The 16248-nt window shown below is 67.2% G+C and carries 11 protein-coding genes; 7 read left to right on the top strand and 4 right to left on the bottom strand.

Translation table 11 applies throughout. From position 1 onward, the window contains the following. Positions 1-161: 161 nt before the first annotated feature. The gene (locus AOK17_RS41670; protein ID WP_055617855.1) at positions 162-644 is read left to right on the top strand and encodes a hypothetical protein; all 483 of its coding nucleotides are present in this window, start codon (positions 162-164) and stop codon (positions 642-644) included. After that, the gene (locus AOK17_RS41665; protein ID WP_055617854.1) at positions 641-2110 is read left to right on the top strand and encodes a UvrD-helicase domain-containing protein; all 1470 of its coding nucleotides are present in this window, start codon (positions 641-643) and stop codon (positions 2108-2110) included. The genes AOK17_RS41670 and AOK17_RS41665 overlap by 4 nt, the downstream gene beginning before the upstream one ends. Positions 2111-2295: 185 nt before the next feature. On the opposite strand, the gene AOK17_RS41660 is transcribed toward AOK17_RS41665, so the two are convergent. The 3 genes from AOK17_RS41660 to AOK17_RS50455 all read right to left on the bottom strand — a co-directional run bounded on the left by AOK17_RS41660 (position 2296) and on the right by AOK17_RS50455 (position 6655). Then, on the bottom strand, positions 2296-2931 hold the full coding sequence (locus tag AOK17_RS41660) for an HNH endonuclease family protein (protein WP_157881507.1): 636 nt from the start codon (positions 2929-2931) through the stop codon (positions 2296-2298). Positions 2932-3005: 74 nt separating this feature from the next. Further along, positions 3006-4397 carry an AAA family ATPase gene (locus tag AOK17_RS41655; protein ID WP_063997362.1) on the bottom strand — a complete coding sequence of 464 codons (1392 nt, stop codon included), beginning with the start codon at positions 4395-4397 and terminating at the stop codon, positions 3006-3008. A 527-nt stretch (positions 4398-4924) separates the two neighbouring features. Then, the gene (locus tag AOK17_RS50455; protein WP_055617852.1) at positions 4925-6655 is read right to left on the bottom strand and encodes a helix-turn-helix domain-containing protein; all 1731 of its coding nucleotides are present in this window, start codon (positions 6653-6655) and stop codon (positions 4925-4927) included. 439 nt (positions 6656-7094) lie between these two features. On the opposite strand from AOK17_RS50455, the gene AOK17_RS41645 reads away from it, so the two are divergent. Then, positions 7095-7331, top strand: a complete 237-nt coding sequence (locus AOK17_RS41645; RefSeq protein ID WP_157881506.1) for a hypothetical protein — start codon at positions 7095-7097, stop codon at positions 7329-7331. A gap of 11 nt (positions 7332-7342) precedes the next feature. After that, on the top strand, positions 7343-8158 hold the full coding sequence (locus AOK17_RS41640) for a helix-turn-helix domain-containing protein (RefSeq protein ID WP_055617850.1): 816 nt from the start codon (positions 7343-7345) through the stop codon (positions 8156-8158). Positions 8159-8293: 135 nt separating this feature from the next. On the opposite strand, the gene AOK17_RS41635 is transcribed toward AOK17_RS41640, so the two are convergent. After that, positions 8294-9172: a hypothetical protein gene (locus AOK17_RS41635; RefSeq protein ID WP_055617849.1), complete on the bottom strand. Its 879-nt coding sequence runs from the start codon at positions 9170-9172 to the stop codon at positions 8294-8296. Positions 9173-9296: 124 nt separating this feature from the next. Between AOK17_RS41635 and AOK17_RS41630 the strand changes: the two genes are divergently transcribed. The 3 genes from AOK17_RS41630 to AOK17_RS41620 all read left to right on the top strand — a co-directional run bounded on the left by AOK17_RS41630 (position 9297) and on the right by AOK17_RS41620 (position 15583). Then, complete coding sequence (locus AOK17_RS41630; RefSeq protein ID WP_055617848.1) at positions 9297-9638, top strand: CU044_2847 family protein; 342 nt, start codon at positions 9297-9299, stop codon at positions 9636-9638. Between the two features lie 12 nt (positions 9639-9650). After that, positions 9651-14042, top strand: a complete 4392-nt coding sequence (locus AOK17_RS41625) for a WD40 repeat domain-containing protein (protein ID WP_055617847.1) — start codon at positions 9651-9653, stop codon at positions 14040-14042. A gap of 914 nt (positions 14043-14956) precedes the next feature. Further along, positions 14957-15583, top strand: coding sequence for a hypothetical protein (locus AOK17_RS41620; protein WP_055617846.1), 627 nt, complete (start codon positions 14957-14959; stop codon positions 15581-15583). The last annotated feature ends 665 nt before the right edge of the window (positions 15584-16248 follow it).

Below are 16248 nucleotides of genomic sequence, written 5' to 3'. Positions count from 1 at the left end.
GAGCAACTGCGCTGGCGCACCCAGCGCTGCCCCGCCCACGCCGCCACCCCCGGAGCCGCCGACCTCACCCTGGCCGGATGGCAGGTCTTCGACCTCCTCCTGCACGCGGCGCACCTTGACACCCGCCTGCCACACCCGCTGCCAAGCCGCCGCAGAGAGGCGTGACGATGCCGCACCACGCCCTGGAAATCGCCCTGACCCGACCCCTCGCACCCGCCGAACTCCGCCACGCCACCCGCGTGATGCCGCTCGCGGCCAACCACAACACCACCCGCCTCATGGCCCTCGTGTCCGCCAAAACCCCACGCAGATCCGCGCACCGCCTGCGCCGGCTCCTCGACACACAGCTGCCCATCGACGTGATCACCACCCACTACCCGGACAAGAGCGGGCAGGTCCTGCTCAACGTCGCCCTCCCTCCCGTTACTCGCACCGTCCTGAAGGCCGCCGCCGACCGCGCCGGCCAAAGCCCCGAGCGGTTCGTACAGCTGGCCCTGCGCCATGCCCTGGCCCAGCACGCCAGCGACGAGGCCGACCAGCTCGACCAGGAGGTGAGGCGGCTGCTCGCCCATACCACCGCCGCGCACCTCCTGTCGGCTGTCGGACACGCTCTCACCCAGACCTCCGGAGTGCCGCAGCCGTGAACCCGACCGACGAACAGACCGCCGCGGCCGACGCCTTCCACGCAGGCGAGCACCTGGCGCTGCAGGCCGGAGCGGGCACCGGCAAGACCACCACCCTGGACCTGCTCGCCCGCACCACCAAGCGCCGCGGCCGCTACTTCGCCTACAACCGGGCCATCGCCCAGGACGCCCGCTCCCGCTTCCCGCCCACCGTCACCTGCAAGACCGCCCACTCCCTGGCCTACGCGGCCACCGGCCATCGCTACATCCGCCGCCTGAACGCCCCCCGCCGCCCGGCCTGGCAGACCGGACAGGCCCTTGGCGTCACCAGAGCCATTCGCATCGGCGAGCGCGATCTGTCCCAAAAGACCCTCTCCAACGCCACCCTGCGCACCGTGGCCCGTTTCTGCCACACTGCCGACCCAGCGATCACAGGCCACCACGTCCCGCACCTGCGCGGTCTCGAAGACCGCGCCCTGCACGCCCAACTCGCCGACCACATCGTGCCGTTCGCCCGCAAGGCCTGGGCAGACTTGCAGCATCCCGATGAGGGAGCTGTCCGCTTCGACCATGACCACTACCTGAAGATCTGGGCCCTCACGAGGCCGAAGATCGACGCCGACTTCCTCCTGCTGGACGAGGCCCAGGACACCAATCCCGTCGTCGAGCAGATCTTCCTCAGCCAGCGCAGCCATGCCCAGCTGGTGATGGTCGGGGACTCCGCCCAGGCCATCTACCACTGGCGTGGCGCCAAAGACGTTATGACGGGCTTCGACGGCATCCAGCTGGCCCTGTCCCAGTCCTTCCGCTTTGGCCCCGCCCTCGCAGTAGAAGCCAACCGCTGGCTGCGCCTTGCCGACGCCCCCATCCGCCTCACCGGCACCCCGGCCCTGGATACCGAACTCGGCCCTGTCACTCAGCCGGACGCCGTGCTGTGCCGCACCAACGTCGGCGCCATGGCCCAGGTCATGACCCTCATGGCCGCCGGATACCGGGTCGCTTTGGCCGGCGGGGGAGAGAGCCTGCGCGCCCTGGCCCTGGCCGCCCGCGACCTGAAAGAAGGCCGCCAGACCCACCACCCCGAACTGGTCCTCTTCGCCTGCTGGGGCGATCTGCAGGACTACGCCGCCCACGACCCGGCCGGACGTGATCTGCAGCCCCTGGTCAACCTGGTCGACACCCACGGCACCGATGTCATCCTCACGGCCGTCGCCCGCCTGGCTCCCGAGCCGCACGCCCAGGTCACCGTCTCCACCGCCCACAAGGCCAAGGGGCGTGAATGGCACCGCGTACTCATCGCAGACGACTTCGCCCGCCCTCAGGACAGCAACGCTGACGACCCAACAGGCGCCACGCCATCACCCGACCCCGTCGACGACGCCGAAGCCCGCCTGGCCTACGTAGCCGTCACCCGCACCCGCCAGCGTCTCGACCTGGGCGGCCTGTCCTGGATCCACGACCACCCCGACGCCACCCTCACCGGCTAGAGCGAGCATCCAGAAACGGTGCCTGCGCTCCGAGCGCAGGCACGCCTCTCAAGGGACGTCACAGACCACCTGTACGGGAGCGACAGCACCAGCCGTGACCGTAACGGACACGGCTGCGCAAACAACGTCGCTGCTCCGGCCAGCACATGCCCGGATTCGTCGCTGCTGACCGACGAGAGGCGTCCTCAACTCCCGTACACGCTGCGCCAGTGCTCAAGAGCAGCAACAGTCCGCTTACCGACCACGGTGGCGGCGAGGCGGGGATCAAGCCGGACCATGGCGTGGATGACGTCGACGAAGGGGGAGCCGAGCAGAGCCTGTGCCACCCGGTCCGCTTCCAGGTCGTCGTCCTGCTGCAGCCCGTGCCAGTCCCGCAGATTGGAGCAGGCCAGACAGAAGGCGTCCTTGCGGCCCGCGACGAGGTCGGCGCGATTGAGACCGAAGACGCGGATGGTGTGTTCGCCCTTGGCAGTGCGGTGACCGTACTCACCGCTGTGCAGCATCAGGAACAGATGCTCGGCGGGGTCCTCAACGGTAGGGTCGACCAGGAGACAGACGCCGTCGGTGTCCACCGGGTACGCGTCCCGCTTGACGTTGCTGTTGCAGAACGAGCAGGCCAGCAGGTGGTTGTCCCACACGAACGCCCGCAGCGGCGCCACGGCCAGGGGCTGGAAGTGGTCGATGTCGGTGCCGCGGCTGTCGTCGCAGTACATGCACCGCCCCGCCCCGTGCGCCATCGACTCCAGCAGCGCCTTCACGTGCCTCTTGGGCGCCCTGGCCGCTGCCCACTGGGCACGTGCTGCATCGGTGGTCGCCCCCACGGCCTGAACTCTGCCGGTCCAACTCGTCAGCAGACCCTGGGTATTCGCGGGAACAGGCACACGTTGCAGCGGGATCACTGTTCCTGCTCCAGTCGCGCCGCGACTTCGGCGACCCGGCTCTGCAACGAACTGGTCAGCAGCTGGCTCAGCTCCTGGTACTCGTTCACCTCGTCCTCATCGGCGGTGCCCGCGTACACCTTGCGCTCCAGCGCGACCAGCCGCTGGCGGTACTTTTCGGCGCGGCTGGAGTAGGGCGTGTCCAGGCCGAAGAGTTCCGACAGCACTGCGTCGTCGGCGCTGCCGTAGACCACCCGACGGTAGAGGTCCTCGTCCACCACAGCAGGCGGCTCGTCCTCGTCCGGTCCCGGCAGACGGATCAGAGCACCCTCGTCGGCGGCCTGGCAGACGTAGGGACTGTGGGTGGTGACGATGAACTGGATATTGGGAAAGTGCTCACTAAGCCAGCCCCCGACCTGACGCTGCCACGTCACGTGCAGGTGCGCGTCCACCTCGTCGATCAGAACGACACCGGGCTGCAGAACAGCGACACGTCCGCTGCTGGTCCGTTCGGTCTGCAACCGCCCGTAGGCGGCGTGGATCTGCCGGATGATGTCCAGCACCAGAGCAGCCAGCGTGCGGAAGCCGTCACTCATCTCGCGCAGCGGGAAACTCTCCTCGCTCTCGCGCAGGCTCACCATCAGTCCGTCTGCCGACACACCATTGAGCCGGTACTGATGCGGCAGGAGGCCGTCGCCCAGCACGGCCATCACATCCTTGAGCAGGAGCGTGGCAGGCATGTCCGGGACCGTCTCGGTGCGCCGAGAGTAGTCGAATTCTTGGAGCGAGCGGTGGTGGAGATCGATCATCCACGACACGCTCTCGGTCAAGCCGGCGTCTTCATGAAAGAGCGTGGCCAAAGGCGAGGGCAAGGGAACAGCGCTGTTGTACGCGCGGCGCATGGATCCTGTCAGCCGCCGGAACGGCCCGTAACCGGCACAGAACCAGCCCTGTACGCCTGGGTGCCACGGGCCACTGAGAGCGGTCTGAGCGCGGACCGGATCGAGCCCCCGGTGGTCCATTACGACGGTCGGCCGACGAGGCCAGCTGACCTCCGGCCCCGGGGGACGGACGCCTTTCCACGCCAATTCCAGCCGGGTTTCCTCGCTCAGCGTCACGAGTGGGTCCGTAGCGACGGCAGGGTCGGCTTCAGGGTGGGGAAGGACATCCACCGCTGCGTGCCCTGTCTCGGCACCTCTGGTGATGAGGCCCGTGAAGTCCACATTCAGACGCAATGCTGCATCCGGGCCTGCCAGCGTCAGAGCGATGACCTGCAGAAGGCTGGACTTTCCGGAACCGTTGCGCCCGGCGAGCACTGTCCAGCCGCCGTGCCCGGGCAGCTTCAGATCCACAGCGCGGTTCCCGCTGAAGCCTTTGATATCCGTGAGCTGGACCCGTGTGACGTACACCCGCGCTCCGTCGTCCCTGTCGCCGCGACAGCCTGCCGCACACAGATACCGGCGTACGGGAGGCATCCGATGCCTCACCTTCTCACGAGGCAGACCTCTCCCAGCCTGATGCCGACGCCGGGCTGGGCCTTCCACCGCGACCCGGCAGAGGCCGCCGAGGCGACGGCCGAGAAGGAGCCGGACACGGAACCGGGTGAGATCACGGACCATTTCCCGAGCCGCGCGCCGACCCGGATGAGGACGCTGCCACGGGTGCCGGAAAAGAAGAGCGACCGGCTTCTGCCCGCAGTGGCTTGGGCAGAAGCCGGTCGTCGGATTCCTCTGGTGGCCGCTCGCCCTGGAGAGCGACCACCAGATCCGAAGGCACAACCCTCAGCTGTGCCGGTGGGCGGGCTTCGCTGCAACAAAGCCGCCCGTTCCCCTGTTGTGTCGAGTAGCAACGGCCGGGGAGACCGCGATCGTGAGCGCAGGTGAAGACGCGCAAAAAAATGCGCCGTGAGGCTACCGGCAGCGTGATCGTTCCGCCATTAATTTAGGACGGGACGGGTCCTGGCAATGTCGCGCAGCACCAGCTGCAGGCGGCAATCCGCAGGAGCCCGCACACCGCTGACGGCTGGCTGGGCGGACCGGTACTGCAGGCCGTCCACTTCATGTCCCGAGCCGTGAAGGAAGCGCTGACGCCGTGCCATCGAGGGCCTCCGCATGCCGACGCTGCTGATGCATTGGTGACCCTTGCTGCCGGCGTCAGTCAGCCGGTTGCTTCCCCTGCCAGGACGGGCGGTCCGGTCGCAGAAGAAGAATGCTTGATCGACGTCCTTCGTGCGCTTCGGCAGTTCGATTTTCCTCCTACCCAGGCCGGTGCTGCCGACAGCCCGTGCGAACGGCATGCCGGGTCCGGCCACGCCGCCCACGTACGGCCTGCTCGACAGGAGGAACAGCGCCGCCGGTGCCTGAGGCCTGAATGAGGCGACACGCGGGCTCTGGCACGGTGTGGCGCAGGCCGAGCCGAGCTCGATCAGGAAGGACGAGCATTCCGTGTCCGCGGTCAGAACCGCGCCGTGGCGCCTACGGGCGAGCGTGAGCTTCTTCGGCTGCGGGCCCACGATGGCGGATTCTGCGAGTGTGTGCCGCAACGTCGTCCCACTCAGGATCACATCTGCGCTGATGGTGCCGTTGTCTTGCGTGAAATCCCGCTTGTGCCACACGGTTCGGGGCTCGGCGCCCCCGTGCCTGAGACCGCGGGGCACCTCGTGTGCATCGAGGGCCCGCCACGCCGCGGTGTGGAAGGAGCCGAGGCCGGCCACCAGGTGATCCGTAGGGGGAGAAGCCGCCGCCGGCGATTCATAACCGAGGTAGGCGTGGAAGGCCGGGCCGGTTACGTCACTGAAGTGCGACCACCACGACGTTCCGCGGGAGTTGCGGGCCGCTTCTTCGAGGTCCCTCATCGTCTCGGGCATGCTGATTCCGTACAGGTCCATCAGCGCCCGTAGATCTGTGACCGAAACGCTCACTGCTCCGCTCTCGATCCGGATGAGCTTTGAGAGCGACCACTGCAGGTGCTGCGTTGTCTCCTGCTGGGAGATGCCGGCCTCTCCACGAGCCCGGCGCAATGCGATGCGGAGTTTGTGGCGGTTGAGGCTTGGGTCGATTACAGGCGGCATTGTGTTTGCCTCACTCTTCGCAGCAAGATCCGCGGCCGCTGCGGTTCGCAGCCATGCCGCTTTGCAGGGGTCGAAGAAGAGCGTGCTTTGCGGTACGCCTCCGTCCCTGGTCCCGTGGGAACCAAGGGTGGACCACCTCGGGATTGCCCTGTGCACGGTCACCGAGCCCTCAAGAACCTTGCTGGAGGGGAGGCGTCCGTGAGCGGCGTTGTCTGCGATTCCCAGCCCGGGATAGTCAACGATCTCGGTGCCTGCGGAGAAGTCCCCCGAGCTGGGGGTACCGGTGCTACCGGACGTGAAGTAGACATACGCGAGTTGGTCTGAACGCGAGTACGCGATATCGAGATGCTGACCCGCGGCCCGCTGGATCGCGCAAACGGCGATCGCGTGATCGATGGCGGCCTGCATTTGCAACTGCTGCAAGATCATCATGGCGGAGCAGCAGTTCACGACGTTGGTCAGGGCAGAGAAAACGCTGACTCCGGTGAATCCGTTGGCGTCGCTTGCGGCCGTCCTCATCGTGCGCTCGGTCCCGTGCGGCGCGGACCGCAGCACCGGCCCCACACCATGGAGCGCATCGAAAAGAGTGGCCGTCATCGTGTCTCTCCGTGTCTCGCTGCCGGAGCCGAACGGGACGACAAGATCCGTACCGCCGGCTGTGTCTGACCCATTGCTCGAGCTCGCGGCCGAAGACGGATAGCCCCCGCTGTGCCCGGATGGGCCGTGCATGGATATGCCTCGACTGAACCTTCTTCGCCCTTCCCGCACAAGTCCCCTGCTGCGGCCCGAAGCGGGTTTTTCGCCGTCTGCCGTGAAACACCCTCTGCGGGTCTATCCCGTATGACCTGCACCATCTCCCTGACAGCCTGTCAGTGGAACTTGGGACAATATGAAACACGGGCATGGGGGTGGTCTTACGCCGTTGTGGCGAGAACGGGAAGGTGTTCGGTGAGGCTCTGTATCCCCCAGCTCTGCAAGGTCGGGGGATCTTTGCATACGGGGCCTCGCGTCGAGTAGCAACGACCGAGGAGAACAAATGAACAAAGGTGTACCCGTGCGCGCCTCCTGCGTGCACGGACCAGCCATCGGCGGCAGCTTGTTGCTGCCGACCCCGGCTGTGATCATCATCGTGGTGGTCCTGGGCTTCACCGCTGGGCTGGCAGTCTGGTGGCAAAATCTGGATGCCGTCATCGCAACTGTCACCATTGGCAGCCTTACGGCAGTAGAACTCGTGCGCCGAACCGTCGCCGTCTTCTCCGCCCACCGCGTGTAAGGGGAGCGTCAATGGGGCGCCACACCAATGCCCTGGCGACGCCCAAACCCCTGACCGAGCTGGCGCAGTGGCTGCGGTCACTGCGCCACCTCTCAGGGTTGAGCTATCGCCAGATGGAGCGACTGTCGACTCTCAACACTCACCGGACGGTCCCCTACCTGCGGTTCTACCGAGCCGACCGTGGAAGCGGTCTGCCGGCCTGGCGAGTAGTCCAGGACTATGTACGGATCTGCGGAGGAGACGTCCGGCACGCCGAACGCCTGTGGAAGAAAGCTGAGGCCGCCACGGCCTCGGCTGACGGCCAGCCGCAGCGTCGTCGTCCCGTTCTGCCCCTGCAGTACATCGGCGAGCCAATCGAACTACTGGACGCTATGCGCGCTCTGCGGTTCAGCCACGGCAACAAAACCCTGCGCGAGCTCGAGCTTGCCGCCAGCGAGAAGGGCGTCAGTCATCTGCCGCGCAGCACGCTGGGCGCAGTCCTCAGCGGTAAGCGGATGCCCTCCAAGCGCCTTCTGCTCACCTTCGCCAGGGTGTGCGGGGAGGTCGAGCCTGGCACCCATACAGCTCAGATGTGGGAGCGGGCCTGGGAGCGCGCCGACTCCTTCCAGCGCGGGCAACCCGTCCCTGCCGCCGTCCAGTCAGGCCAGTCGGACCAGAGCTCAAAGGAGTCGAGGTGGACGCCGGATCCGGTAGGTCCTCACTCTAGGGCGCCGGCCGCTCGTCGCAGACGAGCGGCGAAGCGATCCGGATGGCGGCGGTTGGCGGGCAAGCTGGTGATGACCTTCCCGCCCACGCCCCCCAACGCTGCAAGACCACAAGAGGCCTGACCGGCGGTCAGGGCACCCTGAGGAGTGTCGGCCGTCCCCCTGCAGGCGGTGGCGTTTCCCGGCATGTGCGAGCACTCAGCCCGGACTCACACCCAAGGTGTCCATCCGTGCGGCGCCCGTGCTCGGGCAAACTGCTCAATGAGAACGGGTGTCTGGCGTACCGTCCGCGCTTTGGGCTAGCTCCCGCGCGAGGGTATCGGCGAGGGGAGTGCATGCGAGGTAGTTGGCGGCGAGGTGGAAGTCGAAGGCGTGGATGTGACCGTGGTGGTCGCCGTCGAGTTCTACGAAGCTGCGGGAGATCCCTCCGACAGGAAGGGCAACGAGATCGCCCACGTCCGCGATGTTGACCCAGCGGCGCACGGCGGGCGGACGCTTGCCCATCTTTGCCTCGGGAGGCGGCTGCAGCCGCGGGAAGACCGCGTGCGGAAGGGCCAGCGGGGAACCGAGCGTGATGAGGAGGTCCACCGGCTGTTCCTCATGCGCCCACAGCGCCTCGTACGCGACGACGGACCCCAGGGAGTGCGCGATCACCACCTGGGGGGTGTGCCGTGCCAGCAGGTCGGCGACCACGGCCTTCACCTTGCGGCGCGGCTGGTCATCCGACGGGCTCAGGTAGCGGGCGACCTCGCTGAAGAACTTGGCCACGAATGCCTCCACCAGCGCAGGCGCCAGCCGCTCGCGTGCGGCGACCCAGCCCAGAGCCTGCCGCAGCGGCCAGGTCACAAATCCCTGCGGGGCTTCCTCGGGCAGGCCGACCTCTCCCAGCCATGCCCGTACGAGGTCCTCGGCCTCCACTGTCAGCCCGGACAGGCCCGGCTCGCCGGGCCCCTGTTGCCCGGGCTCGCGCAACAGGTCCGCGTAGTAGGCGACGTCGATGTCGCACTGGTCGACCGAGGCAGAGAAGGGACCACGGGCGAGGCTCTTAGCCCAGATCCGGGCCAGCTGCTCCCGGGCGTCGCCAACTGTCGTGTCCGGGCGGAAATTGCCCACTCCGTGAACCCCGAGGATGCGCACGCCAAGTTCCCCTCCCGGGGTCGGTGACCCCAACCTCCGCAGTGCACCGCTATGTTGTGTGCCGAACTGTAACGGTGCCGGTCCGTCATGTCCCCGGAACGCCTGACAGCCTTGAAGGAGAAGAATGCGCGAGGTATCCCGGTTCCGACTGCAGGACGGGTCATCCGTATGCGTAGAGATCGACTCCGACGAACGTGTCGACGAAGTGTTCATCGACAGCCACGGGGTCTACGAGCCGAGATTCTCCTTCAGCCAGGCGACATCGAGCATCGGCAGTACCGTCAGCGAGCTGCTCGCCGGCCTGGTTCACTCGAACCTTCAGCCCGACGATGTGCAGATCGAGTTCAGCGTGCGGGTCAGCCCGCGCGAAGGCGCCACGATCGTAGAGGGTTCCGACACCGGGCACTTCAGGATCAGCGCCTCCTGGAAGAGCACCGAGAGGTACCCCGCCGGTCCCGAACACTGAAGCAGGCCGTCCGTGCAGATCGTGACCACTCACTGGGACGAGCCCGCAGACAAGGACATCGCGGTCATCGTCGCGGTGGGATCGTTCCAGCACAGCGCGCGCCCAGCCGCGGACGAGGAAGCCCCCCTCGAGCCCCGCCGCGGCTACGAAAACCTCACGTTCGCCCACACCCGGGGCACCGAGGTAGCGGCCTCGCTCACAGCGCTCGGTTACCGGCTGCACGGCGACACAGTGCTACGCGACCCCACCCACACCGCCGCGACCACGTCACTCGCCAACGCCGCCAACGCTCTGCCCCAAGACCGCTCCCTCGTCGTCCACATCATCAGCCACGGCCACACTGACGAGTCCGGGTCACTCCGCATCGCTCTGCAGGACAGCGACCCACACGAAGGACTCGACGTCGAGTCCTGGCTGCGTGACCTGGAGCGCGAAGACCGCCCCAAAGCCCTCGTGATGCTCGACGTCTGCTACGCCGGTGCCGCCGTCCTTTGGCAGTGGTCGAGCTGGGCCAACCGGCAACGCGCAGAGAGAAGACGCGCCGGAGCACGCCGCGTCTGGGTCCTGGCTGCAGCCGCCCCGGACGAGCAGGCCTACATGGGCAGGTTCAGCAGGGCTGTGGCCATGGTCCTCCAGCGCCTGCACCAGGACGGCCTGGACACCGACCCCTCCCTGGAATACGTGCCCATCTCCCTGGTCACACAGGCGATCCGCACCCAACTCGACGAGCTGTGGCGCGCGGAGAACGGGATGCAGCAGCACCTCGAGAGCACGCCGCTGGCCCTAGGAGAAGAACCGGCTCTCCGTCTCTTCCGTAACCCGCGATACCAGCCGACCGCACTGGCCCGGCTGAGCCTGAACGCCGAGGAGTCCCTCCAGAGCTTCCTGATCGAACTCGACCCCGTACTCGACGCGCAGCACTACATCACCCGAGCGTTTGGCGCGGCCGACGACTCTGTTGCCACCTGTGTGTTCACCGGACGAGCCGCCGAACTGGACGTGCTCACGCCCTGGCTCAACGACACCACGGGCGCCACGGCGACGATCGTGGTGACAGGCAGCCCCGGAACAGGCAAATCAGCCCTCCTGGGACTGCTCGTGTGCGCGGCTCACCCCACGCTGCGCTCCGCGCTGCTCAATCGCCTCCCACCGCTACGCCTCCCTGGGCGCGCCAAATCCTTCGCCGCTGTGCACGCACGCGGCCGCGGCACCCAGCAACTCGTCGCCTCGATCGGACGTCAACTGCAGCTGCGTGAACCCGCGCCGGGCTGGACCCCTGCCCGGCTCATTGAGGCACTGCGCCACCGCGCCGGCAGAGGACTTCCCCCGGCCACCGTCGTCGTCGACGCCCTGGACGAGGCACTCAGCCCCACTGAAGTTGTCCAGCTACTGCTCCTGCCGCTGTGCACGGCGCGCAGCACCAGCAGCACGCCAGGTAAGGACGATCAACGGCCCGCATGCCGACTCCTCGTTGGGACACGAGCCGTCGACGAAGCCGCCGACCTGCTCAAGTACGCGAGCGAACAAGGACGACTCCTCGACCTGGACCAAGCCGACCTCACCGTACAGAGAAGGGATGTGGCGGCCTTCGTCCGCCGCCATCTGGAACTCTCCCCTCTTTATGACAGCGGGCCGCAAGAGGCCTTGCGCGTCCGACTGAGTGAGGAACTAGCAGCCGCTCTGGTCACTGTAGGGGCCCGCAGCGGGCCGGGCCCCTACCTTCTTGCGCGGCTCTACCTCCATCAGCTTCTGCAACGCGAGGCGATTAATCCGAACGAGATCACGCAGACGGTGGGCAGGGCGCCACGGACCGTGGCCGACATGCTCGAACTCGACCTCGCCCGCATGAACGCCCCCTGGGCGCGCCCCCTGCTGGCAGCACTCGCACACGCCAGACACCCAGGCATGCCAGCCTCCCTCGCCCGGCATGTGGCCCACGCCCTGGTCGGCGACACCACCCGTTCTGCCCCCGAGGCCGAACAACTCCACGAGACCCTGGAACGCGTGGGTTTCTATCTGCGCCGCACGGCCGACCCCGACGGCCCAACGCTCTACCGCCTCTTCCACCAGGAACTGGTCGACCATCTAAAGTCCCAGCCCACAGCCGACGGAAGCACCGAGGCAAAGGCCGTCCTCACAGCCCTGCTCGCACCGCTGAACCCCGACGCGGACGGCCAAGTGAACTGGCAACTCGCCACGCCCTACCACCTACGCCACGCCCTGGACCACGCACGCGAAGCAGGCCGCCTTGACGAACTTGCCGCAGACGCCGAGTACCTGATCCACGCCGGGCCCCCGCCCGACGCCCTGCGCGGCGCGCTGACGGACAAGGCACGCCAGGTAGCCGCCGTATACCGGATGTCCGGCAACCGGCACCAGCGGGCCGACGCGACGGCGCGCCGCTCCATTCTCGCTGTGGACGCCATGCGATCGGGACGCGGTACCCCAGCCTGGCTCCCATCGCCCGTCATGAGCACGATGGTTCCGCTGTGGTCGGCCGGATCGGGGGGCGAAGAAGCACCTGTCGCTGTACTGGGCACGGTCGGCTGGGCACCCGACTTCGTCACGATCGGGAACAGAAACGGTAGACCCGCCATCTACGCGTCGGCCGGCACACGGACCAACGTATGGGACCTCGAAACCAGCCAGGAGATCTCCAAGCCGTGGATTATCGGGCATACACCCTTGGAACGCCGCCCCGAGATCGCTCCCGACACGTCGGAGATCTGGAAGCAGGGCTTCACCATGCGCGGCCCAGGAATCCTGAGCTTGTTAACCCCCTCTCTGACCTACCACCGAACCGACGGCTCGCAGGTCCAGATCGACTGGAAGCGCTCCGGCGCCTTGCAGATCACGCACCAGCACCCCGCCCCTGAGGCACCAACCGCCCCGCCCCTGGAAGACCTCTCCTTCCGAGCGCGATCGGTGGCCAGCGCGTTGGACGACAGCCCCCTGATCGCCGTCGCCACGGAGACCGGCCCGGTGCTCCTACTGGACCTCGACGGACCTCGCCTGCAGCTACCGGTACGGCTGACAGGCGCCGAACAGGCCGCGCACGCCCTGGCCCTGCTGCCCGCCGGACCCAGACACATACACGTCATCGCCCGCACCGCATCCGGAGTCCTCACCTGGACGGTAGACCGACCCACCGACACCGACGGCACACCCCAAGACATCCCTGCCCTACCGCTACGCCGGCCTGACGCACAGAGATACGACGGCAGCGGTGTCGTAGCCCTGGTGCCACAAGCACCAGGCAGAGCACACTTGGCCGCCGTCACCGAAGGCGGCCAAGTACGTCTGACCGCGCTGGCAGGCACCGACCCGTCAGAACGGATCCTCAGCGGCTCCACGCGCCCCCTCACCGCACTGGGGGCCGCCCTCGTCGGCAACCAGCGCATGCTCGTCGGCGCCAGCTCCGACGGCACCGTACGCGTGTGGGACGTAGACGCGCCAACCCCGGCCACCGACCGTGAACGGCACCCCGGACCAGTGACAGCCGTGGCAACCGGCGCCATCGGCGGCCGACGCGTGCTGGTGAGCGCGACAGGCGACGAAGTGTGGACGCGAGAAACAACCACCGGCCGACTCCTGCACCGCCTCAGCACCGGCCAACTGGGCATCACCGCGCTGCTCGTCACCCGCCTCGCACGACGCCCGGTGGCAGTGACCGCCGGCGCAGACTGGACGGTGCGGCTGTGGGACCTGGCGCGTGCACAGCCCATGGGAACACCGCTCGTCGGACACACAGGAAGCATCGAGGCACTCGCCGTGGCCCGGCTTGACGGCCGGCCCGTACTGCTCACCGGCGGCAGCGACAACACCGTCGCCGTATGGGACCTTACGACGTGTTCGTTGATCGGCGAGCACCCCACCGCGCACGACGCCCCTGTGACCGCCCTGGCGGCCGCAGACATCGACGGGCGACTGCACGTGGTCTCCGCAGGAGAAGACGCCACCGTCCGCTTCTGGGAACTCACCGAGGACGGTCTCACGAGGCACACGACCGCATCCACACCGGCCAGCGTTACCTGCCTCACCATGACCGACTCACCCTTGGGACCCGTAGTGCTGACCGGTGGAGCAGATCGGGCCCTGCGCACCTGGGACGCAGCGTCCGGTAATGCTGTCGGGGAACCGATGGAAGGACACGAGGGCGCCGTCAGTCGCCTTACAACGGGCCGCTACGTCGGCCGCCCAGCCGTCTACACACTAGGCACGGATGCGACACTGCGAGCCTGGGACCCGGCTGGCCGTCATCCCCTCACCGTCCTGGACCTCCCGATGCCCGGCGGAGCACTGGCCTGGGCCGCACCGGACATGGTCGCCGTCGGGATCGGAAAGGATCTTGTTGTCATAGGCAACACCGTTCCGCCCCACATGCCTTCCGCCCTCTCCCGGTAGAGAAGAACCGCAGCGCCTGACACGCCGCTGGCCCGCCACCCGGTTCCAGAATCGCCCCGGCGTCTTGCCCGGCCCCTTCCGCCAGCTGCGTAGGCAAAACCTCGGGCCTCTGTGCCGACCGCCGAAGCCAGCACACCACCCTGACCTTGCGGGGGGAGGGCTCTGCCTCTCACGCCTCGACGGTGAATGCCGCAGTGCGCGTGTGTCCGCCACTGTGGAATCGCTCCGGCAGAGAAATGCACCGGCACCTGGCGGTCGTCCGCGTCCTGCAATGCGAAGCCGCCGAAGTCGACTGCAATGTCGTGCTCCTGACGACTTATCAGTTCGCCCACGCTCCTCCTGCGGCATCGGCGTGGCGGGTCTCGCCGGGTGTCGTAGGCCTGGCCATGATGCTGGGAGTGACGGCTGAGCAGGCAGCCCGGGGGAGGCCGAACCCACCGCGCTGGCAGGGACGTTGGGGTATGTGTTCAACAGGCCGGAGCCGGCAGCGGCCTTCGTGCAGCTCGTCGGAGTGCTGCCGGCGCAGCCGCCGGGGATGAACGGGCGGCGGACCACCCGCCGGGACACACCTCACAGGGAGTGCGCCTGCTCTGAGGCGTGTACAGGGATTTACCGCCTGGGGCTGCCACCCGCGACCAGAACGGCACCGCCCGGCTGTGCGCCGGGCTGACTGATCGGGGTGGGTCTGCAGCGGCGACTGTGACTCGCCGGACCTGAATTCGATCGGCACCGCCAACATTCACGCCAGTTGTCCGATTGACGCGAGATCGGTGTGCCATTAGCACCGGTACTACGGGTGTCCAGGGCTAGTGCAGAGCGGCAGGGTAACTATGAGCGGAAACAGGACTGGTGACACAACAACTCTCCAGGAGCCGCCGGCCTTGTCGCCCGATGGGCAGGACAGCAGAACAATCATGCGTCTGCGCTTCGGCGTCGGGGCGATCGGCATCCTCCTTCCCGTCGTGTTGCCGCTGGGGAACTGGATTATGGACTGGACCAAGAGCCGAACGGGGGTGGAGGTCTGGCCCGGTTCCATGAGTGGCTCGTACTACACCAGCACGCGGGACATCTTCGTCGGCAGCCTCTGTGCGCTGGGAGTCTTCCTGATCGCCTACCGCTTCAACCCGAAGCAGGACCTCGCGAGTACTCTCGCGGGATTCTTGGCCCTCGGCGTGGCCTTCTGCCCGACCGCCCCGTCCGCCAACGCCACCGCCGGGCAGCAGCTTGTCGGGGCCGTTCATCTGGGTTTCGCCGGTCTCCTGCTCTTCACGCTGGCCGGCTTCTGCTGGGCCATGGGCCAGGCACAGGAGTTCACAGGGGACGGGAACAAAACGGTGCGCTTCGTCTGCCATGCGGCTGGCACCCTCATTCCGGTATTCGTCGTCCTCGCCGGTTTGATGTCGGCCGCCAAGATAGGGGTCGGCATGGCGTTCACCCCCCTCTATCTCTTCGAAGCCCTCTCGGTGTGGGCGTTTGGCTTTGCCTGGCTGGTGGCGGCATTCGCGCTGGCCAAGAAGATTGGCGCACTCGCAGCCGGATGACCAACTGCTGCCCGCCAACGGGCCGTTCGCTAAGACGTCGCTCAGCGGAGTGCACCCGCCTCGCCTGTGCCCGACAGCCTGGACAACACCGCGGCGGAGAGGCTCACCCGCTCCAACCGCGCATCTTCGAGCCATCCAATCCCCATGATCGAGAACTCTCCGGGCAGATCGAGTGATCGCAGAGGAGGGAAGGCCCAGTGGCGTCTGCGTGCGTCGGGCGTCATCCCGGCGCAGCAGGTCACCCCTGATGCGATCATATTTCGAATTCTGTGAATCCGTGAGCGCGGGGATTTGTTAAATTGCAACTGTGAATTTTGTGTCACTTTTGGGAGGCTTGGATGTCAACAGTGGTCCAAGGTGTTGACGAGGAGCAAGACGGAGAGATATCTCGCCAATAGCCCCGTTGTGCCGAGCAGGCGTGCATTTCTGTAAGCAGGAGTCGGCTGTATCGGATTCATCAGCCGGGCCCGGTTGGAGCTGGTCAAGAGAACGCCGATGCAAGGGACTCGACCCAGCAGAGAGTCCTGGCATGAGGCGGATTACTGGGGTGCGTCGGCTTTGGCCAGTTGGCGGTCCGTTCCGGCCGTGCTTGCTGCACGGCCGGAACGGACCGCGGCTGCTGCCAGGCCGGGTCCGGGCAGGTGTCTTAGGGGCTGGTGTTGGCC

It is taken from the genome of Streptomyces phaeochromogenes, from assembly GCF_001418655.1.
GTDB classification, from domain to species: Bacteria; Actinomycetota; Actinomycetes; order Streptomycetales; family Streptomycetaceae; genus Streptomyces; species Streptomyces phaeochromogenes.
The sequence above is the reverse complement of the archived record's forward strand: the minus strand, read 5'-3'. Positions and strand labels throughout refer to the sequence as shown.

Bases quoted from the DNA above. Each gene is read 5' to 3' on its own strand.
- AOK17_RS41640 (WP_055617850.1), top strand. From the start codon at position 7,343: ATGGGGCGCCACACCAATGCCCTGGCGACGCCCAAACCCCTGACCGAG.
- AOK17_RS41645 (WP_157881506.1), top strand. From the start codon at position 7,095: ATGAACAAAGGTGTACCCGTGCGCGCCTCCTGCGTGCACGGACCAGCC.
- AOK17_RS41630 (WP_055617848.1), top strand. From the start codon at position 9,297: ATGCGCGAGGTATCCCGGTTCCGACTGCAGGACGGGTCATCCGTATGC.
- AOK17_RS50455 (WP_055617852.1), bottom strand. From the start codon at position 6,655: ATGACGGCCACTCTTTTCGATGCGCTCCATGGTGTGGGGCCGGTGCTG.
- AOK17_RS41620 (WP_055617846.1), top strand. From the start codon at position 14,957: ATGCGTCTGCGCTTCGGCGTCGGGGCGATCGGCATCCTCCTTCCCGTC.